14 protein-coding genes are annotated in these 16,923 nt (G+C 58.9%); 2 read left to right on the forward strand and 12 right to left on the reverse strand.

Annotation, left to right across the window (positions count from 1 at the left end):
- Positions 1–368 precede the first annotated feature (368 nt).
- The 5 genes from ACZ9BB_RS09415 to pmrG all read right to left on the reverse strand — a co-directional run bounded on the left by ACZ9BB_RS09415 (position 369) and on the right by pmrG (position 6,799).
- Positions 369–1,448 carry an ABC transporter ATP-binding protein gene (locus ACZ9BB_RS09415; protein ID WP_476213522.1) on the reverse strand — a complete coding sequence of 360 codons (1,080 nt, stop codon included), beginning with the start codon at positions 1,446–1,448 and terminating at the stop codon, positions 369–371.
- Complete coding sequence (locus ACZ9BB_RS09420; protein WP_476213523.1) at positions 1,445–2,995, reverse strand: ABC transporter permease; 1,551 nt, start codon at positions 2,993–2,995, stop codon at positions 1,445–1,447. The genes ACZ9BB_RS09415 and ACZ9BB_RS09420 overlap by 4 nt, the downstream gene beginning before the upstream one ends.
- A gap of 51 nt (positions 2,996–3,046) precedes the next feature.
- A complete protein-coding gene (locus tag ACZ9BB_RS09425; RefSeq protein WP_476213524.1) occupies positions 3,047–4,063 on the reverse strand; it encodes an iron ABC transporter substrate-binding protein in 1,017 nt (338 codons plus the stop codon).
- Between the two features lie 147 nt (positions 4,064–4,210).
- Positions 4,211–5,932, reverse strand: coding sequence for a lipid IV(A) 4-amino-4-deoxy-L-arabinosyltransferase (gene arnT, locus ACZ9BB_RS09430; protein ID WP_476213525.1), 1,722 nt, complete (start codon positions 5,930–5,932; stop codon positions 4,211–4,213).
- Between the two features lie 186 nt (positions 5,933–6,118).
- Positions 6,119–6,799: a lipopolysaccharide core heptose(II)-phosphate phosphatase PmrG gene (gene pmrG / locus ACZ9BB_RS09435; protein WP_476213526.1), complete on the reverse strand. Its 681-nt coding sequence runs from the start codon at positions 6,797–6,799 to the stop codon at positions 6,119–6,121.
- Between the two features lie 291 nt (positions 6,800–7,090).
- Between pmrG and ACZ9BB_RS09440 the strand changes: the two genes are divergently transcribed.
- Complete coding sequence (locus ACZ9BB_RS09440; RefSeq protein WP_476213527.1) at positions 7,091–8,362, forward strand: sensor histidine kinase; 1,272 nt, start codon at positions 7,091–7,093, stop codon at positions 8,360–8,362.
- A gap of 6 nt (positions 8,363–8,368) precedes the next feature.
- Here ACZ9BB_RS09440 and ACZ9BB_RS09445 read toward each other — a convergent pair whose 3' ends face one another.
- The 7 genes from ACZ9BB_RS09445 to ACZ9BB_RS09475 all read right to left on the reverse strand — a co-directional run bounded on the left by ACZ9BB_RS09445 (position 8,369) and on the right by ACZ9BB_RS09475 (position 15,844).
- Positions 8,369–8,923, reverse strand: coding sequence for a PqiC family protein (locus ACZ9BB_RS09445; RefSeq protein WP_476213528.1), 555 nt, complete (start codon positions 8,921–8,923; stop codon positions 8,369–8,371).
- Positions 8,924–8,940: 17 nt separating this feature from the next.
- Positions 8,941–10,596: a PqiB family protein gene (locus tag ACZ9BB_RS09450; RefSeq protein WP_476213529.1), complete on the reverse strand. Its 1,656-nt coding sequence runs from the start codon at positions 10,594–10,596 to the stop codon at positions 8,941–8,943.
- Entirely contained in the window at positions 10,577–11,230 is a 654-nt protein-coding gene (locus ACZ9BB_RS09455) for a paraquat-inducible protein A (RefSeq protein ID WP_476213530.1), read from the reverse strand. Before ACZ9BB_RS09455 ends, ACZ9BB_RS09450 begins: the two co-directional genes overlap by 20 nt.
- Positions 11,227–11,823 (reverse strand): paraquat-inducible protein A, encoded by a 597-nt coding sequence (locus ACZ9BB_RS09460; RefSeq protein ID WP_476213531.1) that lies wholly within the window; start codon positions 11,821–11,823, stop codon positions 11,227–11,229. Before ACZ9BB_RS09460 ends, ACZ9BB_RS09455 begins: the two co-directional genes overlap by 4 nt.
- Before the next feature lie 192 nt (positions 11,824–12,015).
- Positions 12,016–13,317, reverse strand: a complete 1,302-nt coding sequence (locus tag ACZ9BB_RS09465; RefSeq protein ID WP_476213532.1) for an NAD(P)/FAD-dependent oxidoreductase — start codon at positions 13,315–13,317, stop codon at positions 12,016–12,018.
- Complete coding sequence (locus ACZ9BB_RS09470; protein WP_476213533.1) at positions 13,314–14,402, reverse strand: polyamine ABC transporter substrate-binding protein; 1,089 nt, start codon at positions 14,400–14,402, stop codon at positions 13,314–13,316. Before ACZ9BB_RS09470 ends, ACZ9BB_RS09465 begins: the two co-directional genes overlap by 4 nt.
- An 83-nt stretch (positions 14,403–14,485) precedes the next feature.
- Entirely contained in the window at positions 14,486–15,844 is a 1,359-nt protein-coding gene (locus ACZ9BB_RS09475) for a glutamine synthetase family protein (RefSeq protein WP_476213534.1), read from the reverse strand.
- A gap of 161 nt (positions 15,845–16,005) precedes the next feature.
- Between ACZ9BB_RS09475 and ACZ9BB_RS09480 the strand changes: the two genes are divergently transcribed.
- Positions 16,006–16,923, forward strand: coding sequence for a helix-turn-helix domain-containing protein (locus ACZ9BB_RS09480; RefSeq protein WP_476213535.1), 918 nt, complete (start codon positions 16,006–16,008; stop codon positions 16,921–16,923).

A 16,923-nucleotide genomic window follows, 5' to 3' on the forward strand; every position in this document is an offset into this window, starting at 1 on the left:
TTAAAAGCGCTGGATCCAATTGCAGAGTAGACGCCAAAACAAAAGCTGCATCAAGCAGTTGCCGGAAATTTGTGACAAATTACATCGGTTGACTTTTCATGTCATGGTCAACACGTTGGACGCTCACAAAGGCGTCATCTCGGACCCCATTGAGGTTAAGCGTGATTTTGTGAAAGGAACATGAAAAACCGGTGGGCGATTCGTTTATCTCAAGCTCATACAGCCACTGTTCAGGCTTCTGCCGTGCACCGCGCTTTTTATAGGAAAAGGCGTAGAGAAGTGTCCGCCTTAATGGACTTGTGCTGCATTGCTTAGTTGTTTTTTTGAACTGTTATATTCAAGGCGATTTCGTTTGACGGATTTACCTGTTACCGATTCAAAGGTTCGCTCAGCACATGAGCATGCCCGATGGTCGACACATGAACCTCGCTACCCGCGGGCGGCGCGTGCATGCCGGAGCTGCGCACCAGCAATGAACGACCCGGACGTTCATCCGCAGCCAACGTCTGCAATTCCACAGTCAAGGTGCAGGTATTTCCACCGAAATCACATTCGGTGACCACACCGCGACAGCCGTCCGATTGCACCAGGCCGTGGGGGGCACTGGTCAACTGAAGTTGTTCGGGGCGCAGCATGATTTGCGCTGATCTGTTGTTTCTGTGGTTGTTGACCGGTACGCGCCCCAGCTCGCAATGAGCCCAACCCGCTTCGATTCTGGCCGGCATGACCACGGCATCCCCGAGAAACAGGGCGGTTTGTTCATCGTCGGGATAGCGGTAAAGGTCCAGTGGATGTCCTGATTGCACTAGCCGGCCCTGACGCATCACCGCCAACTGATCGGCGAATGACAACGCTTCACTCTGATCATGCGTCACCAGAATGGTCGTGACACCGGCGTCTGCCAGAAGCCGGGCGACCAATTTGCGCATGGCGGCGCGCAAACCGGTATCGAGCGCCGAAAACGGCTCGTCCAGCAACATCAACCGTGGTTGTTGCGCCAGGGCGCGGGCCAGCGCAACACGCTGTTGCTGGCCACCGGAGAGTTCATGCGGCCAACGATTGGCCATGCTCGCGTCCAGCGCCACGCTGTCCATCAACTCAGCGACACGTTCCTGTTTGGCAACGCCCTTGGCCGCGAGCCCGAAACCGATGTTGGCGGCCACGGTCATGTGCGGAAACAGTGCACCATCCTGCGGAACATAGCCGATCAGCCGTTGATGCGCGGGTACTTCGTGGGTGCTGTCGACCAGCGTCTGACCATTGAGCGAAAGGCTGCCCGAGTCCGGGAATTCGAAACCGGCGATCATTCGCAGCAAAGTGGTTTTGCCCGAACCGGACGGGCCGACGATAACCGTGCGGCTTCCCTTTGGCACCGACAGGTTGATGTTCTCCAGGGCTCGTTGAGAACCGTAGGACTTGCAGATCGATTGGAGTTCAAGAGTGTTCATCGGCCAGCCGTGCGTTTGGATTGGTGATAAAGAAGTCCGGTCAATGGAAGCGACAGCACAATCATGAGCAAGGCATAGGGCGCAGCGGCGGCGTAGTCGATTTCACTGGTCATTGCCCAGAAACCGGTGGCCAGGGTGCGCGTGCCATTGGGGGCGAGCAGCAGGGTAGCGGTTAACTCATTGCTGACTGCCAGGAACACCAGCGCAGCGCCAGCGGCAGCACCAGGTGCGGCCAGACGCAGCGTGATCAGCCACAGCGCCCGACCGGGAGAACGACCGAGGCTGCGGGCCATGTTCTCCAGTTCCACCGGCGCCTGGGCGATGCCTGCGCGCAAACTCACCAGGGCGCGGGGCAAAAACATCAGTAAATACGCCAGCAGCACCGTGACGGTGGTCTGGTAAATCGGCCGGGCAAAATGAATTGTCAGCGTCACCAGTGCCAGCGCGACGACAATTCCCGGCAACGAGCTGGTGATGTAGTTGCAACTTTCCAGCACACGCTGTAACCGGCCTGGCGAGCGAATCGACAGCCAGGCAATCGGGATTGCCGCGCAGGTGGTAATGAGTGCGCCAGCGGCCCCGAGCATGAGTGTTTGCTCCAGCGCTGGCAGCAGTTCGCCCATTTGCCAGACTTGAGCGCCCCCGGCTATCAGCCATTTGCCAAGGGTGATCAACGGCACACCGAGTGCCAGCACACAGGTCATGCCTTGCAGCAAGAGCGCGAGTAGGGTGGTACGCAGATTCAGACGCACGATCCTTTGTTCGCGGGCGCTCCCCGACCCGACCCGGGCGTAACGCGCCGTACCGCGAGCAGCCGACTCGGCGGTCAGCATGGCCACGCAGCAGAGTGCGAGGACGCCCGCCAGCATATTGGCTGCGGGCCCGTTAAAGGTGGATTTGAACTGATCGAAGATGGCGGTGGTGAAGGTGTCGAAGCGGATCATCGCGTACAGGCCGTACTCGGCCAGCAGGTGCAGCCCCACCAGCAAGGCCCCGCCGCAGATGGCCAGGCGCAGTTGCGGCAGCACCACGCGAAAAAACACCGCCCAGGGCTTGAGCCCCAACGACTCGCAGACATCTTCGATGGCCGGATCGAGCCGGCGCAAAGTCGCCGCTATCGGCAGATAAAGAAACGGGAAGTAAGCGATGACTGAAACCAGAACGCCGGCAAACAGCCCATGAATCGGTGGGACCAGACTGACCCAGGCATAGCTGTGAACGAATGCCGGTACCGCCAGCGGCGCCGTCGCCAACAGCGACCACCAGCGCCGCCCCGGCAGGTTGGTGCGTTCCGTCAACCAGGCCAGGGCCAGCCCTAGTGCAACGCACAAGGGAATGGTGAGCAACACCAGCAATACGGTGTTGATCAGCAACTCGCCGACGCGTGGGCGCCATACCAGCGTCAGCAGCGTCGCCCAGCCTGTCTGCACCGACACGCCGATGACGAAAGCAATCGGCAGCAAGGCCAGCAACGACACCAGCACCGACAAACCAATCACCCATGCGCCGCCGCGGCCCGTGAAGACGCCGCGAGAGCGTGCGCGCAAGTTTGCAGAGGACGCCGCAGCGACCTCTGCCGGTAGAGTTTCAGGAAGCAATTAGAGCAACCCTGCCTGGGTCATCAGCTCTACAGCCTTTTTGCTGTCGAGTTTCGAGACGTCGACAGTCGGGGCGTCGAGTTGCTGCAGCGGTACCAGTTTCGGGTTGGATTCTGCGTTCTTGCCCACGGCGTATTCAAACGAGTTGCCGGTCTTGAGGATCGCCTGGCCGTCTTTGCCGGTAATCCATTTCAGGAAGGCCTGGGCCTGTTCCTTGTGTTGGCTGGAAGCCAGAACGCCGCCACCGGACAGGCTGACAAAGGCACCTGGATCTTTGTGTTTGAAGTAGTTCAGCGAGGTGTTCTTGCTGTTCTCGCCGGTCTTGGACTGATCGACGAAGCTGTAATAGTGATAGATCACGCCGCTGTCGATCTGGCCGGCATTGACGGCCTTGAGTACGGCGCTGTTGCCCCGGTAGGCGGTGAAGTTGGTTTTCATGGCTTTCAGCCAGTCGAGGGTGGCGGCTTCACCCTTGAGTTCCAGCACAGCAGCGACGATGGCTTGGAAGTCGGCACCGGCCGGCGAAGCGGCCCAGCGGCCTTTCCAGTTCGGTGCGGCGAGGTCCATCAACGATTTTGGCAAGTCTGCTTCGGTCAGCTTGCTCGGGTTGTAGACGAACACTGTGGAGCGTGCGGCAATCCCTACCCATTTGCCATGCGCCGGACGATAGGCCGCGCCCACTTGTTCCAGCGTGCTCGGTGCAACCGGTGCAAACAGCCCCGCGTTGTCGACCAGCACCATGGCCGGGGAGTTTTCGGTCAGGAACACGTCGGCCGGGGAGGCTGCACCTTCTTGCACGAGTTGATTGCCCATCTCGGTGTCGTCGCCATTGCGCACGGTCACTTTGATGCCGGTTTCCTTGGTGAAGCCTTCGATCCAGGCTTTGGTCAGGCTTTCGTGTTGAGCGTTGTAGACCACGATACCGTCAGCCTGCGCAGCGGCATACACGTGACCGGCGCTGAGGAGTGCAGTGGTCAGCAATGCTTTTTTAAGGAACGAGGGGATGCGGGAAATCATTCTGTCGACGGCTCCTGTTTTTTTAAGTCAACACGCGCAGATTCAGCGGAACAATGCGAATCATTTGCATATTTGAGTCGCCGCGAATGTAGAGCTCAAAATGAGAAAAAATCGTCAAAAAAACCGTTAATAGATGTCATTTTAATGTCAGGGGTGGCTCTGCGGGAAAATCAAAATCTCCAGATTGCCCCTTTGGTAACGCTTGCCATCGATGGGCAACATCTCGACTTCCTGTATTTCCGTGACACTGTTAACCCGCATCACCACGCCGACCGCGCCTTTTTTGCGGGCCTCGGTCATCCATTGCCCGACGTTGTCCATGGTGACTTTACGTGAAGCCATGGCGGGGTCGTCGAGGCCATATTTCAGCTCGCCGATGGTGTTGAAAAGATCGACCTGCGGCCGCTTCAGGCGCCAGGACAAGGCTGATGCCGCGCCTAAATCATTACTCAACAGCGATGTCGTCTGACTCAACGCATCCAGATGTTCGGCAATAAACTGGTCAGGCATCTTGCTATCGACAATCTGGCTCGGCATCGCCGCCGGCAACAACGCCACCAGCAGCCAGATACCGAGTGCCGGCATGGCCCAGAGCGCCAGCGGTCGCAGCACCTGCAAGGCGTTGGCGATGATCCAGCCGAGCAATACGATGAATGCCAGGGACAAGGCGAACATCTCGGTGTTTTCGTAGACTTCTTTGGTGGCCTGCAGATAAAGCAAGGCGATCAGGGCGCAGGTGGCGATGACGACGTTGAGTACACCGTTGATGCGAATTGCCCGGCCTCGCCCTTGATTCAGCAGCTCCATCACTGCGTGTCCCATCAGCAACGCCAAAGGCAACAGACACGGCATGATGTAGGTTGGCAGCTTGCCGCTACTCAGGCTGAAGAACGCCAACGGCAAGAGCATCCAGAGCAACAGAAAACCGATCACGGGCTGGCGCTTTTGCTGCCAGGCCTGAACGAACGTCGTCGGCAACAACACGGCCCACGGCAGGCTCGAGGCGACCAGCAATGGCAGATAGAACCACCATGGACGAGCGTGTTGCGCGTTGTCGGCAGCAAAGCGGCGAATGTGTTCGTGCCAGAAGAAAAACCGCCAGAAATCCGGTTCCTGATGATGGATGGCAAGTACCCACGGTAGGCACACCACGGCGGCCACGACTATCGCCAGTGGTCCGTAGCGCAACAGCTCTCCCAGGCGTCGCTGCCAAATCATGTAGGGCAGGGCGATCAGCACTGGCAACAGCCAGGCGAGAAAGCCCTTGGTCATGAAGCCCATGCCACAGGCAAAACCCAACAGCGCCCAAGCGCCGAGTTTGCCGCGAGAGGAATGGCTATCGATGGCGAACCACAACGCGACCAGGCTCAAATTGACCCAGAACGTGAATTGCGGATCGAGGTTGGCGTATCCGGCTTGCCCGGCGATCAGGCCGAAGCTCATGTAGAGCAAGGCGCAGATGAAGCTCTTGCGCGGATCATTCCAGAATCGGCGAGCAATCAGGTAAGTCAGCCAGACGCTCAGCCCGGTACTCAGTGCCGAAGCGATACGTACTCCGAACAGGTTGTCGCCAAACACTGCTTGACCGATGGCGATCATCCAGTAACCGGCGATGGGTTTTTCGAAGTAGCGGATACCCATGAAGTGCGGGGACACCCAGTTACCGCTCAACAGCATTTCCTGGCTGATCTGACCGTAGCGGGTTTCGTCGGGAATCCAAAGACCATGGGTGACTAGCGGCAGCAGATAGAAAACAACAAACGCCAGCAGCAGGACGGGCACTATCCAGCGTTCGGTGATGGGCAGCGCACGCGCGGTGCCACGTAATAAATAGCCGTCGGGGTGGGGCAACAAGTTATTGGACGTCATGACTCGACCTTGGCGCAGAAGGATGGTGTTGCGCTCGGTACACGTGTACGCGAGCGAAACTTCTTACATAAAGCAACGCAATAGCGATTTGGACTACAGAAGTTGCGTCAGCCATCTAAGGGTTATGGACTAGTTATAGTCCGCCCCAACAAAAACGCTTTTTCGGCATCGGCGTTTTTGCCGCGATTATTGTTTCAAGGCTTTACCGTGCAACAGCGTTTGCCAGTCAGTGGTATTCACAATGCCGAGCACCTGAGGTTGCCCGTCGGCGGCAATGTGCACGAACAAGGCACTGCCGTACTCACTGGTCGTCGCGTGCTCGAAACCGGTCTGGGCTTCGAAATCGCTGATGCAACCGCTGTGGGTGACCAGCACCAGATTTCGATGGGCTTGCTTGTGTGCCACCACATCGTCACGCAGGGTTTTGCCACAACTGACCAGCCATTCCTGGGTCATCGCGTCTTTGCCGAACATGTAGTGCGAGGTTTGCGCCGTGCGGGTGGTCGGGCTGCTCAGCACATCGGTCTGCGCCATGCCCAGCTGCATAAAGCCTTGACCCACGGCTGTTGCGGCAGTGCTGCCGATTTGGGTAATGCCATCGGCAGGACCAAGGCACGGGTTGCTGGATTGGTCGCAACGCTCGGCATGGCGAACCAGCGCCACGACTTCGCCGGCTTGCCAGCGACTGACCAGACTGCTGGTCACCTCGGATCCGGCAGTCCCCAGATTGACCGGAGATCTGGGCCACCAGACAAACCCCATGACGAGTGCAGCGACAACCAGAGCGGCCGCTGCCGCGACTAGCTTAGTGAGCCGCGATGTAATGATTCGTGCCGTTGGCAGTTTGCGCGATACATAATTAACCACGTTTTATTTACCCGTCGGTACGCAATAGAGAACAACTTTCAAATACAACCCTGTGTGACAACGCTTTAAGGGCCATGGAAAGACACTAGATCAAGGCAGGTGTCGGAGTAGTGAAAGGGATGTGAAAATTTTGCGCAGCCGCATTTCTGTGTTTATTTAGTTAGTTGTTGCAACGCTTGTCTTGTACACCACGCACAGTGGTCTATCTTTGGCTCGCGTCTCGGCTCGGCGGCCATTGGCCCGGGTCAGCAGATGTCGCGATTTGAACTGGTAGTGGAGTCATGCAACCGAATGGATTTCAAGCAGAGTCTGACGAAACGGATTGTCATCGTATTTGCCCTGATGAGCGCCTTGGTCGCGGGCGTATTCGCGGTGGGCATCGTTGCGACCGTGCATGTGGTGGAGCGAAAACTCACGGCCTCGCGCCTGATGGGAGGGCTGCACCGCTTGCTGTTGATGGAAAACCGCACCGGGTGGAGCCATCAACCGGAGAAGGACGAGCTGTTTTTCATCCAGGGCGAATCGGGGCCCATGGCGCTGGATACGGAACTCGCGGCGCTTGCACCGGGTTTTCAGGAAGTCCTCTACGCAGGTTCGAAGTACTACGCCATGGTGAACATGGTGAGCGGTCGCAAATATGTTTTGTTGCGAGACCAGCGAAGCCTCAAACAGCGTGAACATATGTTGTTCTCGGTGGTACTCGTCGGGTTCGTCTTGAGCGTCCTGCTGGCGGTTTTGTTGGGCCGGTTGCTGGCCAGGCGCGTGATGGCGCCGGTCATTCGTCTGGCGCGCCAGGTGCGTCATCGCAATCAGTTGCTGGAACTGGCCCCTGCGCTTCATCCTGACTATGCGGTTGACGAAGTGGGGGAGCTGGCGCTTTCCTTTGATCAAACCCTGGGTCGGTTACGTGAGGCACTAGGCCGGGAAAAGCTCTTCACCAGCGATGTCAGCCACGAGCTGCGCACGCCGTTGATGGTATTGGCCAGTTCCTGCGAACTGCTGCTCGACAACCCCTCGCTTGACCAGCGCTCCGTGGCTCAAGTCAGTCGAATCGCCCGCGCGAGTGACGAAATGCGGCAGTTGGTCGATACGTTTCTGATGCTGGCTCGCGACCGAGAAAGCTCCGGTGCTGCAGCGAGCGCGACAATGAAAGAGGTTGCCGATTCTCTCGTGGGGATCTGGGGGCCGCTGATCCGGGAAAAGGGCATCGAGTTCATCTACGACGACGAACAGGTTTCGTCGCATCGCCATAACCTGGCATTCCTGCAGTCAGTCATGGGCAATTTGCTGCGCAACGCCTGGCATTACACCGACCATGGCTACATCCGCTTGACCCTGCGAGAGCACGATTTTTGCGTCGAAGACAGCGGCATAGGCATCCCGGAAGAAAAACGCCATGCAATGTTTCAATCTTTCGTACGCGGTGACGAGCGCCGGGGAGAAGGGCTGGGGCTGGGCCTTTCACTGATCCAGCGGATTTGTACCCATCAGGGTTGGCGAGTGGAACTCAGTAATCTTCAGCCCAACGGCTGTTGTTTCACGGTGGAACTGCAAGGCGCGTGATTACTTTTATCTGGCCGCCGGACAACCTCTCGAAGTTGCGGCCGTGGCCTGGCTGATCAGCGCGGCTAACCGCTTCACATTGTTCTGATGGGCCGCCACCAGATCATCAATGCTCGCACCGGAAGCGGTCTGCAACGTGCTGCGGCAAGTGATCGGCGGATTATCGCCGGCGCCGAGTTTGCGCAGGCGCCATTTGACGTCGATCAATGCGTATTGACCGGGTATCGAATCGAAGCGTTGTACATTCAGGCGCAACGACACTCTGCGTTGCGGGTCACTGTTGACCAGTTGATCGACCAGGGCGCTGCGCAACTCATCCACCAGAGTTGCCGCCCACCATTCGGTTTCGAGGATCGCCAGGCCACTTTTGCCTTGGCGAATGACTATCTGCGGGCGATCGACCTGGGGGGGCACTGTGATGGCTTCGATCTGGATATCCGCGCTGCTGCTTGCGCCGCTCAGTTGGGCGGGGGTCAGGGTGTGGAACTGAATCGGATCGCTGCGGCAAGCGGTGAGCAACAATAACGCAGTGACCAGGGTGATCTTCGGCGAAAAAGCCATGGATGTCGCTCCTGTACTCAATTACGCGGTGGCGGCTGCAAGTCCATCGGCGCGGCGTTGTCGGGCCGGCCGCGAATCAGGGATTCCGGATGCCGGCCCAGATAATCCGAGAGCTCACGCAGAGAGCGCGACATGCGTCCCAGTTCGTCCAGGGTCTGGGTCAGTTGTTCCCGTTGCGGTGAATCATCGGCAAGGGTCGAGCTGGCCGATTGCAAGGTTTTGCTGACGTCCGCCAGGGTCGTCTGCACGCCGGGCAAGGTTCTGGCGTTGAACTGTACGAGGCTCTTGCGCAGCTCAACGAGATTGCCGTCGAGGTTGCCGGCAATGCGTTCGATGGGCAGCTGGTTGATCTTGTTGACCATGCTCTCGAGTTTTTCCTGCAACTGCTCGAGGCTGCCGGGAATGGTGGGGATCACGACGGGACGGGCAGTCGGATCAAACACGACTTTCTCGGCCTTGGGGTAGAAGTCGAGCGAGATGTACAGCTGACCGGTCAACAGATTGCCGCTACGGGCCTGGGCCCGCAGGCCATTTTCGATGAAGGAGCCCATCAGGCGTACGCTCGCGGCTTCGTCATTGGGATCATGCTTCAAGGCCTCAAGCATTTTGTAATGAGCCTGACCGAGGCGTTGCGGGTAGATCACGATGCCGACGTTGACCGGAAAGCTGCGTTTTTTTGCGTCGAAATCCAGATTGACCGAGACGACTTTGCCGAATTCGATGCCGAGGAATTCCACCGGTGCATCGACCTTGAGCCCGCGCAGGGCCTGGTCGAAACGCAGGCTCAGGTATTGCGCCTTGCCATTGGGCGGGGCGAGGGCGGTTTGCTGATCCTCGAACAGTTCGAAAGTCTTTTCCACGCTGGCCGGCTGATCGTTGGGGCTGTATTCCGGCGCGCGAAACGCAATGCCGCCCACCAACAAGGACGATAAGGACTCGGTACTCACCGCAAAACCATTGGCACCGACGCTCACATCAATACCACTGGCGTTCCAGAACCGGGTGTTCTCGGTGACGTAGGCATCATTGGGCGAGTGCACAAAGATTTCGATGTCCACCCCTTTGCCATCGGCATCCAGCGCATACGCCACCACTTGCCCGACCGGGATCTTGCGATAGTAGACGGGGGAGCCGATATCCAGCGAGCCGAGGTCCTGAGTGTGCAGCATGAAGCGTTTGCCCGGTTCGCCATAGGTAATAGGCGGAGGGTTTTCCAGGCCAGTGAAGTGTTTGGAACGGGCGTTGGCCTGGCCAATGTCGGCGCCAATGTAGTCGCCCGACAGCAGGGTATCGATGCCCGATACGCCGCCGGCACCGATACGTGGCCGCACGACCCAGAACTGCGAGTCTTCGCGGGTAAAGCTTTCAGCCTGTTTGTCGAGCTGGATCGTGGCGTTGACATGTTTATGGTCGCCGCTCAGCTTCACCTCCGAGACGTGGCCGATGACCACGTTGCGGTATTTGACCTCGGTCTTGTTGGCCGTGAGGCCGCCACCGGTATTGAAGGTGACGGTGATGGTCGGGCCTTCCTGCAACCAGCTGTGTATCACCAGGGAAATGCCCACCAGTACCGCGACGATCGGCACGATCCATACCAGCGAAACGCTGAAACGACGGGTCTTGATACGGGCCTGGCCGGGGGCTTGTGGCCCGTCAGTGGCTTGCGACTTCATCCATGACCTCCTCGTTTGGTTTATCCCGCTCGTTATCCCAGATCAGACGCGGGTCGAAACTCATCGCCGACAGCATGGTGAACACCACCACCAGACCGAAGAACAGAATGCCCTGGCGCGGTTCGATATCGCCCAGGGCCTGAAACTTCACCAACGCGGCGACCAGGGCCACCACCAGTACATCGAGCATCGACCAGTAGCCGATGAGTTCGACGAAACGGTAGAGCTTTGCGCGCTCTTTGCGTGCCCAATGACTGTCGCGCTGCACGGTGACCAGCAGCAGCGTCAAGGCTACGAACTTGACGCCGGGCACCGCGATGCTGGCGATGAAAATGATCAGGGCAATGTCCCACGCACCGTGTGCCCAGAACTCCAGCACACCGCTCATGATGGTACTGTCGTCACCACTGCCGAACATCTTGGTGTTCATCACCGGCAACAGATTGGCCGGTACGTAAAACGCCGCCGCTGCCAACATGTAGGCCCAGGTGCGGGCAAGCGAATTGGCTTTGCGTCGGTGCAACGGCGCGCCGCAGCGCTCGCATTCGTGAGGTTCATCGGTCATGTCGCAGGCCATGCCGCAGCTGTGGCACAGGCACAGATTGAGCTCGCTGGCGAGCGGCGGCCTGTTCATATGGTGTCCCACAAATCACGCACATCGCGCCCGGCAATGCGGATCAGCAACAGGCTGAGGACGGCCAGGGAAAACAGGCCGATACCGGGCAGCACATCCAGTAGCCCGGCGAGTTTGAACACCGCGACCATGGCCCCCAGCAGGCAAACCTCCAGCATGCTCCAGGGCCTGAGGGTTTCCAGCCAGCGCATGCACAGTTTGAAGCCGGGCGAACGTCGAGAGGTGAGGGCGAAGCTCAACACCCAGATCAGCAGGAGCAATTGGAAAATCGGCGCAATGATGATGGAAATCGCCGCTACCATCGCCATAAAAGTGATCGGCCCCTGGTTCAGCGCCAACACCGAATCCCACAGCGTCGCACTGTTTTTCAGGCCCTTGAGGCTGATACTCATGACCGGATAGAAATTGGCGAAAATCCACAACACCGTCGCCGTGAAGCTCAATGCCAGGCGTTGCTCCACCGACAAGCCGTTATAACGCTCAAGCACACCGCCACAACGGATGCAGAGGGCTTTTTGATGTTTGGCGAGCGTGACTTTTTCATACACGCAGTCGCAGTGCTCGCAGATGATCAATGGAGCAGTCGTCGCCATGAGCCGCACTCGCCAGTAGGCAGAAAAGTCGGAGCACCCCCTCAATATAGAAGTGACTTGGGATAGAGCAAATCGAAAGGGTATTGGAGGGACGCCCTGGACGCGGCGGGGTCGGTAAGTTAAGCCACCGCGCATTTTTTGTAGGGGCAAGCCCTTTCACCACAGGTATGTGCAAATCTGTGACCACGAATCTCAGCCAAGCAATTCGCGCAAGCGATACCAGAACATGCCGAGGGCCAGCAGCGGCGAGCGCAGGACTCGTCCGCCGGGAAAGGTCATGTGTGGCACGGCGCTGAAAACGTCCAGCCCCTGGCTGTGCCCGGCATGGATCGCTTCGGCCAGCAACCGTGCGCACCAGTGGGTCACGTTCAGGCCATGGCCGGAATATCCCTGGGCGTAGAACACGTTCGGGTACTGACTCAGGCGCCCGGCCTGGGGGAAGCGGTTGGCGGTGATACCGATCATGCCGCCCCATTGATAGTCGATGCGCACATCCGCCAGTTGCGGGAAAACCTTGAGCATTTTCGGCCGCATATAGGCGCCGATGTCTGCCGGATCGCGCCCCGAATAATGGCAGGCACCGCCGAACAACAAGCGTCGATCCGCCGAGAGACGGTAGTAATCGAGGCCTACTTTCTGGTCGCACAGCGCCAGGTTCTGCGGGATCAATTGCGCGGCAACCTCAGGCGCCAAAGGTTCGGTGGCGATGATGTAACTGCCCGCCGGCAGTACCTTGCCGCTCAGCCGTGGTTCGAGGTCTTCCAGATGCGCGTTACACGCCAGCACCAGACTGCCGGCGCGTACGGTACCGCCGGCGCAGCGAACCTGCACGGTGCTGCCGTGAATCAATTCCAGTACCGGGCTCTGCTCGAAGATCCGCACCCCGAGGGCGTGCGCCAATCGCGCTTCGCCGAGCACCAGATTGAGTGGATGCAAGTGCCCCGACCCCATGTCGATCAGGCCACCGGCATAAAGGTCCGAGCCCACTACTTGCTGGCGGATCTGCTCGGGGCCGACGAGTCGGGTTTCATGGGTGTAACCCTGTTCGGCGAGGTTTTGCAGTTCAGCCTTGAACGCGGCGAACTGCGCCGGGGTGTTGGCCAGCTCGCAGAAGCCCCAGCGCAGGTCGCAATCAATCCCATGCTCACGGATACGATTGCCCACCAGTTCCACTGACTCGATGCCGGCGCGCTCCAGATAACGCACGCCTTCCTGACCGACATAACGGGCAAAACCACTGACGTCATGGCCTATGCCACGGATCAACTGCCCGCCGTTACGCCCGCTGGCGCCCCAGCCGATCCGCCGGCCCTCCAGCAGGATCACCGAGAGCCCGCGCTGCGCCAGTTCGATCGCGGTGTTGACCCCGGTAAATCCGCCACCAATCACGCAGACATCGGCCTCAAGGTCCGAGTCCAGCATGGGCCAGGGCGTCATGCCGTTGGCCGACGCCGCGTAATAGGAGCCGGCATGTTCGTTGTTGTACTGATTCATTGGTTGGACTTCACTTTGCTCCAGGAACGGGTCATCAGACGCATGATCGCCTGGGGCGGGGTGGTTGAAATGTAGAGTTTGTCGAGGACTTCCTGGGGCGGGTAGACCTCAGGATTATTGACCAATTCGGCGTCCATGTACTGTTTGGCCGACGGATTCGGGTTGGCATAACCCACCGAGGCGCTGACCTTGGCGATCACTTGCGGATCCAGCAGGTAGTTGATGAACGCGTGGGCCTCTTTCGGGTTGCCGGCGTCGGCAGGGATCGCCAGCAAGTCGAACCACAGATTGCTGCCTTCCTTGGGAATCGAATAGGCGATGTTCACGCCGTTCTTCGCTTCCTTGGCCCGGTTGGCCGCCTGGAACACGTCGCCCGAGTAACCGAAGGCCACGCAAATATCACCGTTGGCCAGGTCCGAAACGTACTTCGAGGAATGGAAGTAGGTGATGTAAGGCCGGATGCTCAAGAGTTTGGCCTCGGCTTTTTTAAAGTCCTCAGGATTCTCGCTGCGTGGGTCCATGCCCATGTAGTTCAGCACCGCCGGGAACACCTCATCCGCCGAATCCATCATCGACACGCCGCACTGGCTGAGTTTTTTCAGGTTCTCGGGTTCGAAAAACACCGCCCAGGAATCGATGCGATCGATGCCCAGCACTTGCTTGACCTTGTCGACGTTGTAGCCGATGCCATTGGTGCCCCACAGATACGGCACGGAATGCGCATTCTGCGGATCATTTTTCTCCAGCAGCGTCAGCAATTTCGGGTCGAGGTTTTTGAAGTTGGGCAGCTGCGCGCGATCCAGTGTGAGGAACGCGCCGGCCTTTACCTGGCGCGCGAGAAAGTGGTTGGACGGCACTACCACGTCATACCCGGTACGGCCGGCGAGCAATTTGCCCTCCAGGGTTTCATTGGAATCGAATACGTCGTAGATCACCTTGATCGCGGTTTTCGCCTGGAAGTCGGCGAGGGTGGTCTCGCCGATGTAATCGGTCCAGTTGTAGACGCTGACGCTCGGCTGAGCCTGCGCCCCGGCGCTGAACGACAAGGCCAGCGCGATCGGAACCACGGATTTCAATAGACGCATATCGACACCTCTTAGAGTTATTGGATTCTTCAGGCGTTTCTTTGGTGTTTGGTAGGCCGTTATCGCGAGCGGGCCGTTACGGACTAAACGCTGAGAAGCAGGAATTCGCGCTCCCACGAGCTGATCACGCGCTTGAAGTTTTCATGTTCGGCACGCTTGACCGCGACGTAACCCCGGACGAATTTGCTCCCCAGGTAACGCTCGATGGTTTTGCATTCTTCCATGCGCGTCAGTGCGTCCTCGATGGTGATCGGCAAACGCAGATTGCGCCGCTCGTAGGCACGGCCCTGCACGGCGGCGCTCGGTTCGACCTTTTCGACCATGCCCAGATAGCCGCACAACAGGCTCGCGGCGATTGCCAGATAAGGGTTGGCATCGGCGCCCGGCAAGCGGTTTTCCACGCGCATGGCGTCAGGACTGGAGGTGGGCACGCGCAGGCCGACGGTGCGGTTTTCTTCGCCCCATTCGACGTTGACCGGCGCCGAGGTGTCGGGCAGGAAGCGGCGGAACGAATTGACGTTGGGCGCGAACATCGGCAGCACTTTGGGGATGTACTTTTGCAGGCCACCGATGTGGTGCAGGAACAGCTCGCTCATCTGCCCATCGGCATCGGCGAAGATCGGCTGGCCGGTGGCGATTTCCACCACGCTCTGGTGCAGGTGCATGGCGCTGCCAGGCTCGTCGCCGATCGGTTTGGCCATGAAGGTCGCGGTGACGTTGTGCTTGAGCGCCGCCTCGCGCAGGGTGCGTTTGAACACGGTGATCTGGTCCGCCAGGTCCAGCGCATCGCCGTGACGGAAATTGATCTCCATCTGCGCCGGGCCGTCTTCGTGGATCAGCGTATCGAGGTCCAGGCCCTGGAGTTCGCACCAGTCGTAGACGTCTTCAAACAGTGGGTCGAATTCGTTGGCGGCATCGATGGAAAATGATTGGCGACCGCTTTCCGCGCGGCCCGAACGACCCAGGGGTGCCTTGAGTGGCAAGTCCGGGTCTTCGCAGCGCTGGGTCAGGTAGAACTCCATTTCCGGCGCGACGATCGGCTTCCAGCCTTTGTCGGTGTAGAGCTGCAGCACTTTCTTCAGCACGTTGCGCGGCGACAGTTCGATGGGATTGCCGAACTTGTCGAATGTGTCGTGGATGACGATGGCGGTGGGTTCGATGGCCCACGGCACCACGTATACCGCGTCGGCGACGGGTTTGCAGACCATGTCGATGTCGGCCGGGTCGAGCAGGTCGTAGTAGATGTCGTCGTCGACAAAGTCCCCGGTTACCGTTTGCAGCAGCACACTTTCCGGCAGGCGCATGCCTCGCTCATGCAGGAACTTGTTGGTGGGTGCAATCTTGCCGCGAGCGATGCCGGTCAAGTCGCTGACCACACACTCGACCTCGGTAATCTTGTGATCTTTCAGCCACGTGAACAGCTGATCGAAAGGGGCATTCATAGAGACCTCGTCGTTGGTTGGATTAACGCCGGGGAGGGCGGCTTCACCCACCGAACACTTCCCCTGTGACGCGTTGACGACTATCTTGGGTGAGCCTTGCCGTTCCATCTATCCACTTTAAGCAGCACCAAAACGCACCAAACGAGTGCGTAAGGTCACCCATGACAACGTGCAATCCGTTACAGGTTCAAGCCTTCAACACCGCCGACGTGGCCGAGCAGATCCGCGCCACACCGGGTTGGGTGCAGCATTACCAGCAGATGTCACCGGGGCATTTCGCCGGAAGGGTGCGCTATCTGGACTTGCAAGGCGTGGAGATTTACGAGGAACACATGAACACCCGGGTCGAGCAGAATTTCAGCGCGCCCGAAGGCTCGCTGGCGTTCTGTTTCGATCGCAGCGACAACTCGCTGTACGTGTTGAACGGTGAGAGCCGCAACATCTGGATCACCCCGGAGAACTACCAGGAAATCGCCGTGGTGTTCGGCCCGGAGTTCGTTCAACGCCATGGCCTGGACGTGGCGCGGCTCGAAGGCTTGTTTATGTCGCCACTCAATTCAGGGCAGAACGCGCTGTTCAGCCGCTGGCTGAGTACAACGTTGACACAGCTGGCGCAGACGCTGGATCCGCCGAGCAAGGAAGCACTGACTCAGCAGCTGCTGGAGGACTGTCTGTACATCCTCGATAGCGCCTGCGTTTGCCTCGATCACGCCGGTTTGCAGCGCCGGGCCGAAGAACGAACGGTCATGAAACGCGTCGCCGAATGGGCCGCCGATACCCCGGAAGAAACCCTTAATTTGCTGGAACTGTCCCAGGTGGCCGGGGTTTCGCTGCGTCAGTTGCAGCATGCGTTCAAGGCGTATACCGGGATGACGCCCACGCACTGGTTACGTTTGCGCAGGCTCAACAGCGCGCGCCGTGAATTGCTCAGCCGCACGGCAGGGGAAACCACGGTCGCGCAAGTGGCGATGCAGTGGTCGTTCTGGCATTTGGGACGGTTTTCCAGCAGTTATCGAGCGTTGTTCCAGGAACTCCCCAGCCAGACGCTCGCAAGGACTGGTTATCAGGTAGCCCGCTGA

The organism is Pseudomonas sp. TE3552, assembly GCF_056278945.1.

Bases quoted from the DNA above. Each gene is read 5' to 3' on its own strand.
- ACZ9BB_RS09450 (WP_476213529.1), bottom strand. From the start codon at position 10,596: ATGAAGTCGCAAGCCACTGACGGGCCACAAGCCCCCGGCCAGGCCCGT.
- ACZ9BB_RS09445 (WP_476213528.1), bottom strand. From the start codon at position 8,923: ATGGCTTTTTCGCCGAAGATCACCCTGGTCACTGCGTTATTGTTGCTC.
- arnT (WP_476213525.1), bottom strand. From the start codon at position 5,932: ATGACGTCCAATAACTTGTTGCCCCACCCCGACGGCTATTTATTACGT.
- ACZ9BB_RS09480 (WP_476213535.1), top strand. From the start codon at position 16,006: ATGACAACGTGCAATCCGTTACAGGTTCAAGCCTTCAACACCGCCGAC.
- ACZ9BB_RS09465 (WP_476213532.1), bottom strand. From the start codon at position 13,317: ATGAATCAGTACAACAACGAACATGCCGGCTCCTATTACGCGGCGTCG.
- ACZ9BB_RS09415 (WP_476213522.1), bottom strand. From the start codon at position 1,448: ATGAACACTCTTGAACTCCAATCGATCTGCAAGTCCTACGGTTCTCAA.
- ACZ9BB_RS09425 (WP_476213524.1), bottom strand. From the start codon at position 4,063: ATGATTTCCCGCATCCCCTCGTTCCTTAAAAAAGCATTGCTGACCACT.
- ACZ9BB_RS09475 (WP_476213534.1), bottom strand. From the start codon at position 15,844: ATGAATGCCCCTTTCGATCAGCTGTTCACGTGGCTGAAAGATCACAAG.
- ACZ9BB_RS09455 (WP_476213530.1), bottom strand. From the start codon at position 11,230: ATGAACAGGCCGCCGCTCGCCAGCGAGCTCAATCTGTGCCTGTGCCAC.
- ACZ9BB_RS09470 (WP_476213533.1), bottom strand. From the start codon at position 14,402: ATGCGTCTATTGAAATCCGTGGTTCCGATCGCGCTGGCCTTGTCGTTC.
- ACZ9BB_RS09440 (WP_476213527.1), top strand. From the start codon at position 7,091: ATGGATTTCAAGCAGAGTCTGACGAAACGGATTGTCATCGTATTTGCC.
- ACZ9BB_RS09460 (WP_476213531.1), bottom strand. From the start codon at position 11,823: ATGGCGACGACTGCTCCATTGATCATCTGCGAGCACTGCGACTGCGTG.